The organism is Micromonospora sp. TSRI0369 (assembly GCF_001905625.1).
Classification (GTDB): domain Bacteria; phylum Actinomycetota; class Actinomycetes; order Mycobacteriales; family Micromonosporaceae; genus Micromonospora; species Micromonospora echinospora_A.
On sequence record NZ_LIVU01000018.1, the window covers coordinates 24,801 to 40,472 of the forward strand.

Annotated in this window: 16 protein-coding genes; 5 read left to right on the top strand and 11 right to left on the bottom strand. The window is 71.5% G+C overall.

All coding sequences use genetic code 11. The features are described 5' to 3' along the window. Positions 1–4: 4 nt before the first annotated feature. Positions 5–1,027, bottom strand: a complete 1,023-nt coding sequence (gene hrcA, locus AMK25_RS30640) for a heat-inducible transcriptional repressor HrcA (protein ID WP_030503120.1) — start codon at positions 1,025–1,027, stop codon at positions 5–7. Positions 1,028–1,258: 231 nt separating this feature from the next. On the opposite strand from hrcA, the gene AMK25_RS30645 reads away from it, so the two are divergent. Then, on the top strand, positions 1,259–1,915 hold the full coding sequence (locus AMK25_RS30645; RefSeq protein WP_073831845.1) for a DUF4870 domain-containing protein: 657 nt from the start codon (positions 1,259–1,261) through the stop codon (positions 1,913–1,915). A 39-nt stretch (positions 1,916–1,954) separates the two neighbouring features. Here the strand turns inward: AMK25_RS30645 and hemW are convergent, their stop codons facing one another. Continuing rightward, positions 1,955–3,178, bottom strand: coding sequence for a radical SAM family heme chaperone HemW (gene hemW, locus AMK25_RS30650; protein WP_198937725.1), 1,224 nt, complete (start codon positions 3,176–3,178; stop codon positions 1,955–1,957). A gap of 19 nt (positions 3,179–3,197) precedes the next feature. Here hemW and AMK25_RS30655 point away from each other — a divergent pair, with 19 nt between their 5' ends. Continuing rightward, positions 3,198–3,983 carry an enoyl-CoA hydratase-related protein gene (locus tag AMK25_RS30655; protein ID WP_073831875.1) on the top strand — a complete coding sequence of 262 codons (786 nt, stop codon included), beginning with the start codon at positions 3,198–3,200 and terminating at the stop codon, positions 3,981–3,983. Between the two features lie 152 nt (positions 3,984–4,135). Beyond that, a complete protein-coding gene (locus AMK25_RS30660) occupies positions 4,136–4,996 on the top strand; it encodes a hypothetical protein (protein WP_198937726.1) in 861 nt (286 codons plus the stop codon). A gap of 12 nt (positions 4,997–5,008) precedes the next feature. On the opposite strand, the gene AMK25_RS30665 is transcribed toward AMK25_RS30660, so the two are convergent. From AMK25_RS30665 to AMK25_RS30695, 7 genes are all read right to left on the bottom strand, one after another. After that, complete coding sequence (locus AMK25_RS30665) at positions 5,009–5,842, bottom strand: carbohydrate ABC transporter permease (protein ID WP_030503115.1); 834 nt, start codon at positions 5,840–5,842, stop codon at positions 5,009–5,011. After that, positions 5,839–6,825: a carbohydrate ABC transporter permease gene (locus AMK25_RS30670; protein ID WP_073831847.1), complete on the bottom strand. Its 987-nt coding sequence runs from the start codon at positions 6,823–6,825 to the stop codon at positions 5,839–5,841. Before AMK25_RS30670 ends, AMK25_RS30665 begins: the two co-directional genes overlap by 4 nt. Next, on the bottom strand, positions 6,822–8,114 hold the full coding sequence (locus tag AMK25_RS30675; RefSeq protein ID WP_073831848.1) for a sugar ABC transporter substrate-binding protein: 1,293 nt from the start codon (positions 8,112–8,114) through the stop codon (positions 6,822–6,824). The genes AMK25_RS30670 and AMK25_RS30675 overlap by 4 nt, the downstream gene beginning before the upstream one ends. A 223-nt stretch (positions 8,115–8,337) precedes the next feature. After that, positions 8,338–8,622, bottom strand: a complete 285-nt coding sequence (locus tag AMK25_RS30680; protein ID WP_013287983.1) for a GlsB/YeaQ/YmgE family stress response membrane protein — start codon at positions 8,620–8,622, stop codon at positions 8,338–8,340. A 251-nt stretch (positions 8,623–8,873) separates the two neighbouring features. Next, the gene (locus AMK25_RS30685; RefSeq protein ID WP_073831849.1) at positions 8,874–9,161 is read right to left on the bottom strand and encodes a GlsB/YeaQ/YmgE family stress response membrane protein; all 288 of its coding nucleotides are present in this window, start codon (positions 9,159–9,161) and stop codon (positions 8,874–8,876) included. A gap of 222 nt (positions 9,162–9,383) precedes the next feature. Beyond that, positions 9,384–11,261, bottom strand: a complete 1,878-nt coding sequence (lepA, locus tag AMK25_RS30690) for a translation elongation factor 4 (protein ID WP_073831850.1) — start codon at positions 11,259–11,261, stop codon at positions 9,384–9,386. 125 nt (positions 11,262–11,386) lie between these two features. Beyond that, positions 11,387–11,923, bottom strand: coding sequence for a DUF4240 domain-containing protein (locus AMK25_RS30695; protein ID WP_073831851.1), 537 nt, complete (start codon positions 11,921–11,923; stop codon positions 11,387–11,389). A 293-nt stretch (positions 11,924–12,216) separates the two neighbouring features. Here AMK25_RS30695 and AMK25_RS30700 point away from each other — a divergent pair, with 293 nt between their 5' ends. Both AMK25_RS30700 and rpsT read left to right on the top strand, forming a co-directional pair. Beyond that, positions 12,217–13,221 (top strand): phosphotransferase family protein, encoded by a 1,005-nt coding sequence (locus tag AMK25_RS30700; RefSeq protein ID WP_073831852.1) that lies wholly within the window; start codon positions 12,217–12,219, stop codon positions 13,219–13,221. Between the two features lie 503 nt (positions 13,222–13,724). Then, a complete protein-coding gene (rpsT, locus tag AMK25_RS30705) occupies positions 13,725–13,991 on the top strand; it encodes a 30S ribosomal protein S20 (protein WP_030503107.1) in 267 nt (88 codons plus the stop codon). A gap of 171 nt (positions 13,992–14,162) precedes the next feature. On the opposite strand, the gene AMK25_RS30710 is transcribed toward rpsT, so the two are convergent. Both AMK25_RS30710 and holA read right to left on the bottom strand, forming a co-directional pair. Beyond that, on the bottom strand, positions 14,163–14,627 hold the full coding sequence (locus AMK25_RS30710; protein ID WP_073831853.1) for a hypothetical protein: 465 nt from the start codon (positions 14,625–14,627) through the stop codon (positions 14,163–14,165). Continuing rightward, entirely contained in the window at positions 14,624–15,604 is a 981-nt protein-coding gene (gene holA, locus AMK25_RS30715) for a DNA polymerase III subunit delta (RefSeq protein WP_073831854.1), read from the bottom strand. Before holA ends, AMK25_RS30710 begins: the two co-directional genes overlap by 4 nt. Positions 15,605–15,672: the final 68 nt, after the last annotated feature.

The following is a 15,672-nucleotide window of genomic DNA, read 5'->3' on the forward strand; positions in this document are numbered from 1 at the left end:
CTGGTCAGTTCTGGGCCAGCAGTTCGCCCACGTAGCGTGCCACGGCCCTCACCATGGCGATATTGCCGGGGTAGTCCATCCGGGTCGGCCCGAGCACGCCGAGCCCACCGACGATCGTGCTGCCCGGTCCGTAGCCGGTGCTGACCACCGAGGCGGCCCGCAGGTTGTCGAACTCGTTCTCGTCGCCGATCAGCACGCGGGTGGTGCTCGGCTCCGTCTCGCCGATCAGTTTGAGCAGCACTACCTCTTCTTCGAGCGCCTCCAGGATCGGCCGCAGCGAGCCCTGGAAGTCGAGCAGGCCGCCCCGGGTGAGGTTGGCCTGCCCAGCCAGCGCGAGGCGCTCCTCGTGCCGTTCCACGAGCGTCTCCAGCAGCACCGTGGAGAGCGTGGTCATGGCCGGGCGCAGATGCGGCGCGGACTCGTCCACCAGCGCCTGCACCAGCGGCGGCGTCTCGGAGAGCTGGCTGCCGACGAGCTTCTCGTTCACCAGCCGGCGCAGGTCGGTCACGTCGTCGGCGGGAACCGGGGCGGGCAGCTCGACGAGCCGCTGCTCGACCCGGCCGGTGTCGGCGATCATGACGACCATCAGCCGGGTGGTGGAGATCGGCACCAGTTCCAGGTGACGCACCTTGGACCGGGCCAGGCTCGGGTACTGCACCACGGCGACCTGCCGGGTGAGCTGGGCGAGCAGCCGGACCGTGCGGTGCACCACGTCGTCGAGGTCGACCGCGCCGACCAGGAAGCGCTCGATGGCCCGCCGCTCGGCCGGGCTGAGCGGCTTGACCCGGGAGAGCCGGTCCACGAAGAGGCGGTAGCCGCGGTCGGTGGGCACCCGGCCGGCGCTGGTGTGCGGCTGCCGGATGTAGCCCTCTTCCTCCAGCACCGCCATGTCGTTGCGCACTGTCGCCGGGGAGACGCCGAGCTGGTGCCGCTCGACCAGGGCCTTGCTACCCACCGGTTCCTGCGTGGCGACGTAGTCCTCGACGATCGCGCGCAGCACGGCGAGTTTGCGGTCGTCGAGACCCATGTCCCCACCTCCTGACACACCTCGGCCGGGCCGGCACGCGGCATCCGCCGGGCGGCTGGCACTCGACTGTAGCGAGTGCCAGTCTACGTCGGCACCCCCACCGATGCGATGATCGCCCGACGGACCTGCGGTGCGGCCCACCACACCATGGGCCAAGCCAGACCGAACAGCCGGTCACGCTGGGTCTGTGTCGCTCTGGTGCCGCTTGCCCGGTGGCCCTACCGTGACGGCATGACTGAACCTCCTCGCCCTCCCGGAGCAGGGGACTCCGGCCCCCAGCCCGACCCGTCGGCGCCCTACGGCTCCGGCGAGCCGCCCACCGCTCCACTGTCCGGCGCGCCGGGCGCGGGCGGGTATCCCCCGCCCGGTGACTATCCGCCCCCGGGCGGCTACCCGCCTCCGGGCGGGCAACCCCCGCCGGGCGACTACCCGCCCCCTGGTGGTTACCCCCCGCCGGGCGGCACGCCGGGCTACGGCGCCGGCTATCCCGGCGGTGGCGGCTATCCCGGTGGTGGCGGCTACGGCTCGGCCGGGTACGCCAACAACGACGAGAAGACCTGGGCGCTCGTCGCGCACTTCGGTGGCGCCGCCGGTGTCATCGTCGGCGGCGGCCTGCTCGGCTGGGTCGCCCCGCTGATCGCGCTGATGACCCGTGGTCAGCAGTCGCCGACCGTCCGCGCCCACTCCGTGGCGGCGCTGAACTTCCAGATCACCTGGGCCATCGCCGGCGTGCTGGCCTGGGTGCTCACGTTCGTCACCTGCGGGATCCTGTTCTTCATCCCGATGCTGGTCTGGCTGGTGCCGCTGATCTTCGGGATCATCGGTGGGATCAAGGCCAACGAGGGTGTGCTCTACCGCTACCCGATGAGCTACAGCTTCAGCAAGTGACATCGCCGGTCGGCCGAGGGGGCGGCCGACCGGCCCCGGTCACGGCAGCAGGTCGCGTACCACCGCGTCGGCCAGCAGCCGGCCGCGCAGCGTCAGCGCCACCCGCCCCCGCGCGTAGTCCTCCGCGTCGAGCAGCCCGGCGTCCCGGGCCCGTTCGGCGCCCGCCCGGCCGGGCTCGTCCAGCACGTCCAGTGGCAGGCCGGAGGCGAGCCGCACCCGCAGCATCACGTCCTCCATGTGCTGTTCGTCCGGGCTGAGCACTTCCCGGGCCAGCGCCGGCGAGGCGCCCTCGGCCAGCCGCGCCGCGTACGCGCTCGGGTGCTTGACGTTCCACCAGCGCACGCCGCCGACGTGGCTGTGCGCCCCCGGGCCCAGGCCCCACCAGTCGGCGCCGGTCCAGTAGAGCAGGTTGTGCCGGCACCGGGCCGCCGCCGAGCGGGCCCAGTTCGACACCTCGTACCAGGAGAAGCCGGCCGCGCCGAGCGCCGCCTCCGCGGCCAGGTAGCGGTCCGCCGCCACGTCGTCGGAGGGGTACGGCAGCTCGCCCCGGCGCATCCGCGCGGCCAGCCGGGTGCCGTCCTCCACGATCAGGGCGTACGCGCTGACGTGGTCCACCCCGGCGTCGACCACCTGGGCCAGCGAGGCGGCGAAGTCCTCGGCCGTCTCGCCCGGCGTGCCGTAGATCAGGTCCAGGTTCACGTGCTCGAACCCGGCGTCGCGCGCCTCCAGCGCGGCGGCGGTGGCCCGGCCCGCGCTGTGCCGCCGGTCGAGCACCGCGAGCACCCCGGGCGCGGCGGACTGCATGCCCAGCGAGATCCGGGTGTAGCCGGCGGCCCGCAGCGTCTTGAGCGACTCCGGGGTCACCGACTCGGGGTTGGCCTCGGTGGTCACCTCGGCGTCGGCGGCCAGCCCCCAGACGCGGTCGATGCCGTCGAGGATGCGGGCCAGGTCGTCGGCGGGCAGCAGGGTCGGCGTGCCGCCGCCGACGAAGACGGTGTCGACCCGCTGCGGCGGCGAGTCGCCCAGCACCCGGGCGGCCAGCGCCAGCTCGGCCAGCACGGAGTCGGCGTACGTCTCCCGGCTCGCCCCGCCGCCCAGCTCGGCGGCGGTGTACGTGTTGAAGTCGCAGTAACCGCACCGGGAGGCACAGAACGGGACGTGGACGTACACGCCGAAGCCGCGCGCGCCGACGGTGCGACGGGCGGTGGCGGGCAGCGATCCGTCGCGCGGGACGGGTTCGCCTTCTGGAAGGACGCCGGGCATGGCCACTAGTGTGCCCGGCATGACCTCTCCGGACGCTCTCGTGCGAGTCGCCACGGCCCGTGGGGTGACCACCCTCACCCTGGACAGCCCGCACAACCGCAACGCGCTCTCCACGCCCCTGATGACCCAGCTGCTGGCCGGGCTGGCCGACGCGGTCGCCGACGACGCGGTACGCGCGATCGTGCTCGACCACACCGGCCCGGTCTTCTGCTCCGGCGCCGATCTGAAGGAGACCGCCGCGGCGTACGCCAGCGGCACGGTGCCCGCCGGGATGCTCGGCGACGTGCTGGTGGCGGTGCGGGAGTGCCCGAAGCCGGTGGTCGCGAAGGTCGCCGGGCCGGCCCGGGCCGGTGGGCTGGGCCTGATCGCCGCCGCCGACCTGGCGATCTGCGCGCAGGAGGCGACGTTCGCGTTCACCGAGGTGCGGATCGGGGTGATCCCGGCGGTGATCTCGGCGACCGTGCTGCCCCGGCTGGACCAGCGGGCCGCCGCCGAGCTGTACCTGACCGGCGACACGTTCGACGGCCGCCGCGCCGCCGAGGTCGGCCTGGTCACCGCCGCGGTGCCGGCCGACGAGCTGGACGCCGCCGTCGAGCGCTACTGCGCCTCGCTCGTCAAGGGCGCGCCGGGGGCGCTGGCCGGGGCGAAGGAGCTGCTGCGCCGGCCCGCCGCCACGGACCTGCGGGCCGAGATCGCCGAGTTGGCGGCGCTGTCCACCGGGTACTTCCTCTCCGACGAAGGACGTGAGGGCGTCATGGCGTTCCGGGAGAAGCGGCCCGCCGCCTGGGTGCCCGCCGGGGACTGAGGTGCGCGGCGGGGCCCGTCTCGACGCCTTCGGTGGCGGCGGGCCCCGCCGGGCGGCACGGCGTGGCCGGTCACGTGGCGACGGGACGGCCACTCGGACGAGAGGCGCGGGCGCGGGGCCGACGTACGCTTGGCGGACTGTCGGGACAGGGGGTGCGGGTGCGGACGCGAGCGGCGATCGTGGCATCTGGTGTTGCGGTGTGCGTACTGGCCCTGCTCGCGGTCTATGTCGTGACCAAGCAGTTCGGGGAGCACCTGCGGCTCCCCCTGGCCAGCCGGACCTGCACGGTGCAGGCCGACGGCGAGGTGGTGCTCGGCGCCGACCAGATGGCGAACGCGGCGACCATCGCGGCCATCGGGATGCAGCGCCGGATGCCCGAGCGGGCGGTGGTGGTGGCGCTGGCGACCGCGTACCAGGAGTCGCACCTGCGCAACATCGCGCACGGTGACCGCGACTCGCTCGGCCTGTTCCAGCAGCGCCCGAGCCAGGGCTGGGGCACCCCGGAGCAGGTCCAGGACCCGCGCTACGCGGCGAACAAGTTCTACGCCGCGTTGAAGAAGGTCAAGGGGTGGGAGCGGATGCGGGTCACCGACGCCGCCCAGCGGGTGCAGCGGTCGGCCTTCCCCGAGGCGTACGAGAAGTGGGCCGACGAGTCGGAGGTCCTGACCCGCGCGTTGCTCGGCCACGCGACCGGCGCGGTGGCCTGCACGGTGAGTTCGCCGCCGACGATGCGCGGGCCGGCCGCCGCCAGCGCCGTGCTGGAGAGCCTGTCGCTGGACTGGGGGCTGCCCCGGCTGGCCGCGGCGACGGACCTGACCGCGCTCACCGTGCCGGCGGGCGACGACCGCAACGGCTGGCGGTACGCGCACTGGCTGGTGTCGCACGCCGACGACCACGGCGTGAAGAAGGTCCGCTTCGGCAACCTGGAGTGGACGGCCGAGCAGGGTTCCTGGGCTCGGGTGAAGGGCGATCCGGCCACCGAGGTACGCGCCGAGGTGTTCGCCGCGGCCTGACCGGCCGCCCTCTCAGCCCTTCACCGCTCCGGCGACCAGGCCGGAGACCATCCGGCGCTGCACCAGCAGGAAGAAGATGATCACCGGCAGGGTGAACAGCGTGGACGCGGCCATGACCGACCCCCAGGCGGTGTCGTCCCGGCCGAAGAAGAACGTCATCGCCACCGGCAGCGTGTACTTCTGCTGGTCGTTGATGAAGGTCAGCGCGAAGATCAGCTCGTTCCAGGCGGTGATGAACGAGAAGATGCTGGTGGCGACCAGGCCGGGCGCGACCAGCGGGAACAGCACCTTGCGGAACGTCTGGGCCCGGCTGGCCCCGTCGATGGCGGCGGCCTCCTCCAGTTCCTTCGGCACCGCGGCGACGAAGCCACGCAGCATCCAGACCGCGAACGGCAGCGAGAAGCCGAGGTACGTGAGGATCAGGCTGGGCAGCGTGTTGTAGAGGCCGAGCCGCTGGATCATCAGGAACAGCGGGATGACCAGCGCCTCCAGCGGGATCATCTGCACCACCAGCAGCATGATCAGGAACGTGGTGCGCAGCTTGAACCGGAACCGGGCCACGGCTGTCGCGGCGAGCAGCGCGACCAGCCCGCTCAGCAGCACCGTCGCCAGCGCGACCAGCGCGCTGTTGAGGAAGAAGTCGGTGAACGTCACGCCCGGGATCAGGTTGCCGGTGAGGATCTCCCGGTAGTGCTCCAGCGTCGGCTCCGCCGGCACCGGCCGGGGCGTGGACGAGAAGATCTCCCGGTTGGGCTTCAGCGACGTCGCCACCATCCAGTAGACCGGGAACGCGGCGAAGAGCGCGACCAGCAGGCCCGCGCCGTTGAGGGCGATCTTCTTCATCATTCGTCCTCCTGCCGCAGCACCATGCGGACGTACAGGGCGGTCACCACGAGCAGGATCACGGTGAGGATCACGGCGATGGCGGAGCCGAGGCCGTACTTGGGCGGCGGCGAGAACGCCTCCGCGTACGAGTAGATCGACAGCATGAACGTCGACCGGTCCTGGGTGCCGCCGGCCAGCACGAACTGCTGGGTGAAGACCTTGAAGTCCCAGATCGTGGAGAGCACCACGAGGATGCCGAAGACCGGCCGCAGGATCGGGAAGGTGACCGACCAGAAGACCTTCCACGGGCCGGCGCCGTCGACCCTGGCCGCCTCCTGCAACTCGGTCGGCACGCTCTTGAGCCCGGCCAGCACGCTCACCGCGATGAACGGGAACGAGTGCCAGACCACCACGAGCGTCAGGATGGCGAAGAACATCAGCGGGTCGTTGAACCAGCCGTACCCGGTCCAGTCGCTGCGCCCGAACAGGGTCGTGGAGAGCCCGTCGGGGAGCTTGTTGAACAGCCAGGTGACCAGGCCGCTCGTGTCGTCGAAGATCCACTTCCAGACGATGGTGCCGGTCAGCGCCGGGGTGGCCCAGGCGAGCATCACGCAGCTCGCCACGAACGTGGCCATCTTCTTGCCCAGGCGGTTGAGCAGCAGCCCGACCAGGGTGCCGAGGATCATCGTGAGCGCCACGTTGGCGACCGCGAACAGCACGGTGTTGCGCAGGACCGTACGGAAGAACGGGTCGCCGAGGATCTGCGCGTAGTTGGCCAGGCCGACCCACGGCCACTCGCGGTCGCCGCGCAGCTGCCGGACGCTGTCCAGCTTGTGGAAGGACATCCACACGACCTGGCCGAGCGGCCAGAGCAGCAGCACGGCGATGATCGCCAGGCAGGGCAGGAGCAGCAGGTACGGAAGGTGATCCACCCGGCGACGGCGCCGCCGCGCGGGGGTCTCCCGCGCGGCGGCCTCGCCGGTGGCCTCGGTCAGCGTGGTCACTTGGCGTTGAGGATGCTTTCCATCTCGGTGGCCGCGTCGGCGGTGGCCTTCTCGACCGTCTTCTGGCCCTTGATGACCGAGCTGTTCATCGCCTGGGTCACCGTCTTGGTGCGGCTGACCTCGACCCACTTCGGGGTGAGCGGGGTCAGCTTGGTGTTCTGGATGGCGGTGGCGAACGCGGCCATCACCTTGTCGTTGGCGTAGTCGCCGCTGCTGACCAGGTCCTGGTAGACCGGGAAGAAGCCGAGGCTGCTGGCGAACTCCTTGTCCTTCTGCTTGCTCAGCAGCACGGTCATGTAGTCCCAGGCCAGCGCCGCCCGCTCGCTGTCCTTCCAGATGGCGATGTCGGAGCCACCGGCGAACGCCGGGGCGGCCTTGCCGTCCGGGCCGGGGATCGGGAACGTGCCCCAGACCTTCTCGATGTCCGGGTTGTCCTTCTTCATCGCGCCACCCTGCCAGCTTCCGGCGAACGCCATGGCGGCCTTGCCGGTGGCGAACTGGGTACGGGCGTCGACCTCGTTCCACCCGGCGGCGGCCGGCGGGGCGACCTTGTGCACTGTCACCAGGTCGGTCCAGAACTTGACCGCCTTCTGCGCCTCGGGGGTGTTGTAGCCGGACTTCCAGGCGTCGCCCTCCTTGGTGGCGATCTCCGCGCCGGCACTCCAGAGGAAGGAGTAGAACGGCAGCTCGGAGTTGCCGGGCAGGGCGATGCCGTAGGTGCCGGGCTTCTTGGCCTGGACGGTCTTCGCGGCGGCGACCATCTCGTCCCAGTTCGTCGGCGGCTTGACGCCGGCCTCGGCGAACCAGTCGGTCCGGTAGTAGACGGCGCGCACGCCGGCGTACCACGGCACGCCGTACTGCTTGCCGTCGAGCTGGGCGTTCTTGACCAGGTCGGGCAGGATGTCCTTGCCCTCGGACCAGCCGTTGAACTTGTCCGTGACGTCGGCGAGGGCCTCCTGCGCGGCCCAGCCCTGGGTCTCGGTGTTGCCCAGCTCGGTGACGTCCGGGCCCTCCCCGCCGGCGAGCGCCGCCTGGAACTTCTTCGGCGCCTCGAGCCAGGGGATGTACTGCACCACGACGTCGGTCTCGGGGTGCTTCTTCTTGAACTCCGCCTCGACGCCGTCGAGGAACGCGGTCTGGGCGTCGCCGCCCTCACCCATCATCCACACAGTGAGCTTGCTGTTGTCGGCGGCCTTGTCGTCGTCGCCGGAGCCACCGCACGCGGTCAGCACCAACGCGGCCGACGCCACGATGGCGGTGACCGGAGCCAGCCGCTTCCACCTGTTCACGCCATATCTCCCTCAGGGCCGTTTGGCACTAACCTTCTCCGCCGCACCTTAGTAGGAAAATTTCCTTTACAACAGGGGGTGTTCGCGACGGAGGGCAGAGGCGACCGTATCGCAGCCGAGGGCCCGGCCGACATCGATGCCGTCCGGGCAGTTGAGAGCCCACGAACGCCGACGGGCGCCCGGCCGGTGAGGCCGGGCGCCCGTCGAGGCGCGTGGTGCGGGGTCAGTAGCGCGAGACGCCGCGGCGACGGCCGACGCCGGCCACCAGGGCCACGCCGATCGCAGCGAAGAGCACCTGCAGCATCAGCTCGCGCCAGTCGATGCCGGCGGTCTCGGCGAAGCCGGAGGCCCGGGCCACGATCGTGCCCAGAAGCGCGGCGCCGACGCCGATCAGCATGTGCAGCCAGATCGGCATGTTCTGACGGCCCGGCACGACCAGCCGGCCCAGCGCGCCGACGATCAGACCAACGACCAGCGCCGTGATGATGCCCCAAACGGTGAGCTCCATGGTCGCCCTCCTCCTTAAGATCGGGTCACACATTTTTGTGTGGTTACTGTCGTGATCGCTAAGTTCCCGACCGCCCGGAAATCCAAACCGACTCCGATGACGAATTGTTCAGACGTACGCTGACCTGCTGTTTCTCCTCGAAACCAGGCGCGGCGAGCGGCAGGGACGCACGGACGGGGTTCAATGCGGAAAGCGCCGACGGGCACCCGGCCAGGTGGCCGGGCGCCCGTCGAGGCGCGTTCGTGCGCGGGTCAGTACCGCGAGACGCTGCGGCGGCGGCCGACGCCGGCCACCAGGGCCACACCGATGGCGGCGAGCACGACCTGCACGGCCAGCTCGGCCCAGTCGATGCCGGCGGTCTGCGTGGCGATGCCGAGCGCCCGGGCCAGGACGGTGCCCAGCAGGGCGGCGCCGACGCCGATCACCATGTGCAGCCACATCGGCATGTTCTGCCGACCCGGCACGACCAGCCGGCCCAGCGCGCCGACGATCAGACCAACGACCAGCGCGGTGACGATGCCCCAGACGGTGAACTCCACGGTCGGTCCTCCTAAGCGATTTCGCACGTTCTGTGCGTTTGCTGTCGTGACCGCTAAGTGCCCGACGCATCGAAAACCGAAACCGGCGGCATCGACCGCCGCTCCCTCCGCGACCGCGAAGCCGCAGGTGGGAGCGCTGCCACCGGCTGGAAATTTCCTGGGTACGCGAACCGGCCGGCACCCTCGGAGGAGGACGCCGGCCGGTTCGTGGAGCCGGGGCTGTTACTTCTTGCCGGCGGGCTTGCCGTCGCCGGAGTCGGACGAGAGCGCGGCGATGAACGCCTCCTGGGGGACCTCCACCCGGCCCACCATCTTCATCCGCTTCTTGCCCTCCTTCTGCTTCTCCAGCAGCTTGCGCTTCCGGCTGATGTCACCGCCGTAGCACTTGGCGAGCACGTCCTTGCGGATCGCGCGGATGGTCTCCCGGGCGATCACCCGGCTGCCGATCGCCGCCTGGATCGGCACCTCGAACTGCTGGCGCGGGATCAGCGAGCGCAGCTTCGCCGCGATCGTCGTGCCGTACGTGTACGCCTTGTCCTTGTGCACGATCGCGCTGAACGCGTCGACCGGCTCGCCGTGCAGCAGGATGTCCACCTTCACCAGGTCGGACGCCTGCTCGCCGGAGGGCTCGTAGTCGAGCGAGGCGTAACCCTTGGTACGGCTCTTGAGCTGGTCGAAGAAGTCGAAGATGATCTCGGCCAGCGGCAGCGTGTAGCGCAGCTCCACCCGGTCGGCGGAGAGGTAGTCCATGCCGAGCAGGCTGCCCCGGCGGCCCTGGCACAGCTCCATCACCGCGCCGACGTAGTCGTTCGGGGTCAGCACTGTCGCCCGCACCGTCGGCTCGTACACCTCGGCGATCTTGCCGGTCGGGTACTCGCTCGGGTTGGTGACCACGATCTCCTCGCCGTCCTCCTGGATGGCCCGGTAGACCACGTTCGGCGCGGTGGAGATCAGGTCGAGGTTGAACTCCCGCTCCAGCCGCTCCCGGATGATCTCCAGGTGCAGCAGGCCGAGGAAGCCGCAGCGGAAGCCGAAGCCCAGCGCGCCGGAGGTCTCCGGCTCGTAGACCAGCGCGGCGTCGTTGAGCTTGAGCTTGTCCAGCGCCTCGCGCAGGTTCGGGTAGTCCGAGCCGTCGATCGGATAGAGGCCCGAGTAGACCATCGGCTTCGGGTCCTTGTAACCGCCGAGCGCCTCCTTGGCCGGGTTGTTGTTGATGGTGACGGTGTCACCGACCCGGGACTGGCGCACGTCCTTCACGCCGGTGATCAGATAGCCCACCTCGCCGACGCCGAGCGCGTCGGCCTTGACCATCTCCGGCGAGATGACGCCGATCTCCAGCAGCTCGTGGACCGCGCCGGTGGACATCATCTTGATCCGGTCCCGGGCCGAGATCCGGCCGTCGATCACCCGGACGTACGTGACCACGCCCCGGTAGACGTCGTACACCGAGTCGAAGATCATCGCGCGGGCCGGCGACTCGGCCTCGCCCACCGGCGGCACGAACTGCCGGACGATCTCGTCCAGGAGATAGGGCACTCCCTCACCGGTCTTGCCGGAGACCCTGATGCAGTCCGCCGGGTCCCCGCCGATCAGGTGCGCCAGCTCCTCGGCGTACTTCTCCGGCTGGGCGGCCGGCAGGTCGATCTTGTTGAGCACCGGGATGATGTGCAGGTCGTTCTCGAGCGCCAGGTAGAGGTTGGCGAGCGTCTGCGCCTCGATGCCCTGCGCGGCGTCGACGAGCAGGATCGCGCCCTCGCAGGCGGCCAGCGAACGGGACACCTCGTAGGTGAAGTCCACGTGGCCCGGCGTGTCGATCATGTTGAGCACGGCTGTCTCACCGGCCCGGTCGCCCTCGCGGATCGTCCACGGCATCCGCACGGCCTGGCTCTTGATGGTGATGCCGCGCTCGCGCTCGATGTCCATCCGGTCCAGATACTGCGCGCGCATCTGCCGGGGATCGACCACACCGGTGAGCTGCAACATCCGGTCGGCCAGGGTCGACTTCCCGTGGTCGATGTGGGCGATGATGCAGAAGTTCCGGATGCGCGCCGGGTCGGTGGCACCAGGAGCGTTCGCGCCGGGATCGAGCGTCGGTGGCACAGCGGTCCGTTCTGGTCGGCTGACGTGAGCGGGCCGGCGCGCCGCCGGCCCCCTCCATGGTCCCACGTCGCCCGGGGCGCGCCCGGACTCCCCCTTTACTCCACTGCTATTCCACGGGTGGCTCGCTATTCCACGGGTGGCTCGACGAAGAGCGCGGCCAGCCTCGGCAGCCGGCGGCGGGCCTCCTCCTCGTCGTCGAAGTCCCAGAAGTCGTTCAGGTCGGGCACCGGCACCGGATCACGCTCGGCCGGCAGATCGGCCGCGGTGGCCTTCCGGTACGCGTCCCACGGCACCGCCAGCATGTCCTCGCACTCGAACTCCTCGCCGCTGAGCGCCGCGGCCCGGACCTGCGGCAGCTCGGCGAGCGAGTCCGGATCGCCGACCGCCTTGGCGAACACCGCCCGGCCCTGGGTCATCAGCCAGCCCCGGAAATACTCGAAGCCGTCGTCGGACGCGCCCCCGTTGATCAGGTACGCCGCGCCCCAGAGGTCGACCTGGTAGGAGGCGGCGAGCACCCGCCGCTGGTGGTGGGCGTACCCGACGATCTCCTCCGGGTCGCGCTCGGCCAGCAGCGCGACCGCCCGGGCGGCGACCGCGTCGGGCTCTCCCCCGGCCCCGGCGCGGGCCTCGTCGATCAGCTGCCAGAACTCGTCGGTCCTCATGGTGGGCAGTCTGGCAGAGCCCACCGACGAGTGGTCCGCGGTGCGTGCGCCGGTGCTCGGTTCGTGCACCGGTGCTCGGTTCGTGCACCGGTGCTCGGTTCGGTGCCGGCCTTTGCGCCGGTGCGCGTTCGGCGGCTTTGCGTCGGTGCGCGTTCGGCGTCGGCGCTTGCGTCGGCGCTTGCGTCGGTGCGCGTTCGGCGTCGGCGCTTGCGTCGGTGCGCGTTCGGCGCCGGCTTTGCGTCGGCGGGCCGGTGCGGCGGGGCGGCGCGGTCCGCGTGCGGCAGCATGGTGCGGTGCGTGCGATCTCACTCCCGCCCGTCGCGTACGGGGCGACGGCCGTGCGGCCGGGCTGGACCGACCTGCCGGCCGGGCTGCGCGAGGCGCTGGCCGCCCGGCTCGGCGGGGAACCGGCGGCGGTCCGGGTGGCGGCCGGCGGGTTCACCAGCGGCTTCGCCGCCGTACTGACCGGTCCCGCCGGTGAGCGCGTGTTCGTCAAGGCGGCGGCGCTGGACGGGCAGCGGCACCTGGTCGACTGGTACGCCCACGAGGCGGCGATCCTGGCCCGGCTCCCGGCCGGCCTGCCGGTGCCCCGGCCGCGCTGGGCGCTCACCGAGTCCGGCTGGTACGCGCTCGCGCTCGACGCGATCGACGGACACACCCCCCGGTTGCCCTGGACGCCGGCCGAGCTGGACGCCGCCCTGGCCGCGTACGCCGAGGTGGCCGCCGCGCTCGCCGATCCGCCCCCGGAGCTGGCCGCGCTCCCGCTCCCCCGGCTCGCGGACCTGGCCCGCGACGACATCCTCTGGTGGGGCGAGGTGGCCGCCGGACGTGAGCCGCTGCCCGAGCCGGCGGCCGGCGCCCCGCTGGCCGACCTGGTGGCGCTGGAGTCGCGCCTGCCCGGGTACGCCGACGCGGCCACCGGGCTCGCCCACGGCGACCTGCGGGTGGACAACCTCCTGATCGACCCCGACGGGCGGGCCTGGCTCTGCGACTGGCCGTGGCTCTGTCACGGGCCGGGCTGGTTCGACCTGGCCGGACTGCTGCTCACCGCGTACGCCAGCGGCCTGGACGCGGACGCCGCGTTCGCCGGACACCCGGCCGCCGCCTGCGCGCCCGGGGACGCGCTGGACGTGACGCTGGCCGCGCTGGCCGGCTACTACCTGACCGGGGCCGCCGCCGGACCGTCGACGGCGTCCCCGCACCTGCGCGCCCATCAGCGCTGGAGCGGCGAGCAGGCGCTCGGCTGGCTGGCCGAGCGGCGAGGCTGGCCCTGGACACACCCCACCCCTCCCCCTTGATCCACACCAGCTCGACCACGGTGGCCCGCCCTGACCCACCAAACCGGTCCCCTCGCCCTTGATCCACACCAGTACGGGGAAGTGGCCACATCACACGGCCCTTAACCCCACCACCTCCCCGAACTGGCGAACCAGCCCACCTGCCCCTCCCCTTGATCCACACCAGTACGGGGAAGTGGCCACATCACACGGCCCTTAACCCCACCACCTCCCCGAACTGGCGAACCAGCCCACCTGCCCCTCTCCTTGATCCACACCAGCACGGGGAAGTGGCCACATCACACGGCCCCTGACCCCACCACCTCCCCGAAGTGGTGCGCCGCTCGACCAGCCTGGGAAAGACGGTCGGCCTGGGTGCGACGGGAGGCTGGCAACGGGGGGCGGGTGGAGGCGTTTTGGCTCGTCCGGGGCTGACCTGGTAGCCTGGCTTTTCGCGCGGCGATGACGCATGCTCGTCGTGCGCGAAAGCAGACCAACCCGAGCTATCAAGACGAGGCTGTCGCGTGGCGAACATCAAGTCCCAGATCAAGCGCAACCGGCAGAACGAGAAGCGCCGGCTGCGTAACAAGTCGGTCAAGTCGTCGCTGAAGACCGCCATCCGGAAGTTCCACGAGGCTGCCGAGGCGGGCGACGCCGAGAAGGCCACCGTACTGATGCGTGAGGCCACCCGGAAGCTGGACAAGGCTGCCAGCAAGGGTGTCATCCACGCCAACCAGGCGGCCAACCGCAAGTCGGCGATCGCCAAGCGCGTCGCCTCGTTCTCTGCCTGACCGGAACCGCAGATCCGACCGTAAGCCCCGGGGCCACCGAGTCCCGGGGCTTACGGCTGTCCCCACTCCGATCACGCCGCAGATCTTGGTACAAGTCAGCCCTCGGAGGGGCGGTTCCGTACCAAGATCTCCGCGCGACGGCACAGGGCGCGACGCGGGGAAGAGGCGCTGCTACCGCCCAGGCGGGCGGTCGAACGTCGCGCGTTGCGGATGGTGGTAGCGGACGCCCCGGGAGTCGGTGGTCGCGCCGCCCGGCAACGACCGGACGCTCTGGGCCGTGCCACCCGGCAATGCTCGGGCGCTCGCGGGCACCCGGGCCCGGCCGACCACCGGCTCCATCTGCCGCCGGAAGCGGTCCCGCTCCTGCTCGGGCACCAGCGCCGCGGTGCGGACGACCATCTCGGCGACCACGTCGTTGAGCTTGACCATCGCGGCCACCGCGACCGGCAGCACCAGCACCGCCCACCAGCTCACCAGTTCGGCGAGCGCGAGTAGCACGGCGAGCGCCATCGCGCCCTCGAAGAACAGGAAGCAGAGCACCCCGCCCGGGTTGACGAAGCGCAGGCCCAGCACCCGGGCGTAGAGCGGGCGGTACTGCTCCTCCTCAGTGGCCACCGTCGACCACGATCGGGTCACCGGGCGCCGCCCTGCCGGGCCGCGGCCACCGAGAACACGGCTCGCTCCAGCGCGTACGCCCGGTCGTCGGCGCCGCCCTTGACCGCCGCGTTGCACTCGGCGGCCACCCGCATCGCCTCGACCAGGCCCTCGGGCGTCCAGCCCCGGGCACGCACCTGAGCCTTCTCGATCTTCCACGCCGGCATGCCCAGCGTCTTGGCCAGCTGGAACGGGCTTCCCCGCCCGGCGGCGGCGACCCGGGCCACGGTCCGCACGCCGTCGGCCAGCGCGTCGGCGATCGGCACCGGATCGACACCGACGTGCAACGCCCACCGCAGCGCCTCCAGCGCGCCGGGCACGTCGCCGATCATCGTCGCGTCGGCCACCGTGAAGCCGGTCACCTCGGCCCGTCCCCGGTAGTAGCGGGCCACCGTGTCCGCGCCGATCCGCCCGTCCGTGTCGGCGAGCAGCTGCGAGCAGGCGGCGGCCAGCTCACGCATGTCGTTCCCGACCGCCGCGACCAGTGCGTCAGCCGCGTCCGGCGTGCACTTGCCACCGTTGCGGCGGATCTCGTCCCGCACGAAGGCGGCCCGCTCCCGGTCGCCCTTGAGCTTCATCGCCGGCACCACTGTGGCGCCGGCCGCCCGCAGCCCGTCGGCGAACGCCTTGCCCTTGGCCCCGCCCAGGTGCAGCACCACGAGTTGCACGTCCGGGTCGGGGTTCTTCGCGTACGCCAGCAGCGCGGTGGACAGGTCCTTGCGGGCGTCCTGGCCGGAGCGGAGCACCAGCACCCGGCGGCCGCCGAACAGAGACGGGCTGAGCATCTCGGCGATCTCGCCGACGGTCAGCGTGCCGGCCTGGTATTCCCGCACGTCCACGTCGGGGTCCACCTCGCGGGCCCGGGCGACGGCTTCGGTGACCGCTCGCGTGGCGAGCAGCTCCTCGTCGCCGAGGACGAGCACAATAGGGGGCAGGTCGGCGGGGGTCACGTCGCCCATACTCGCACGCCCTCCGACCCGATCGGACCTGGTCATCGAGGACTGTGACGGCGCAGCCCGCACTCAGC

Excerpts from the sequence above, each read along its gene's own strand:
- hemW (WP_198937725.1), bottom strand. The coding sequence starts at position 3,178 with ATGCCCGGCGTCCTTCCAGAAGGCGAACCCGTCCCGCGCGACGGATCG.
- AMK25_RS30645 (WP_073831845.1), top strand. The coding sequence starts at position 1,259 with ATGACTGAACCTCCTCGCCCTCCCGGAGCAGGGGACTCCGGCCCCCAG.
- AMK25_RS30655 (WP_073831875.1), top strand. The coding sequence starts at position 3,198 with ATGACCTCTCCGGACGCTCTCGTGCGAGTCGCCACGGCCCGTGGGGTG.
- AMK25_RS30695 (WP_073831851.1), bottom strand. The coding sequence starts at position 11,923 with ATGAGGACCGACGAGTTCTGGCAGCTGATCGACGAGGCCCGCGCCGGG.
- AMK25_RS30665 (WP_030503115.1), bottom strand. The coding sequence starts at position 5,842 with ATGATGAAGAAGATCGCCCTCAACGGCGCGGGCCTGCTGGTCGCGCTC.
- holA (WP_073831854.1), bottom strand. The coding sequence starts at position 15,604 with ATGGGCGACGTGACCCCCGCCGACCTGCCCCCTATTGTGCTCGTCCTC.
- hrcA (WP_030503120.1), bottom strand. The coding sequence starts at position 1,027 with ATGGGTCTCGACGACCGCAAACTCGCCGTGCTGCGCGCGATCGTCGAG.
- AMK25_RS30680 (WP_013287983.1), bottom strand. The coding sequence starts at position 8,622 with ATGGAGCTCACCGTTTGGGGCATCATCACGGCGCTGGTCGTTGGTCTG.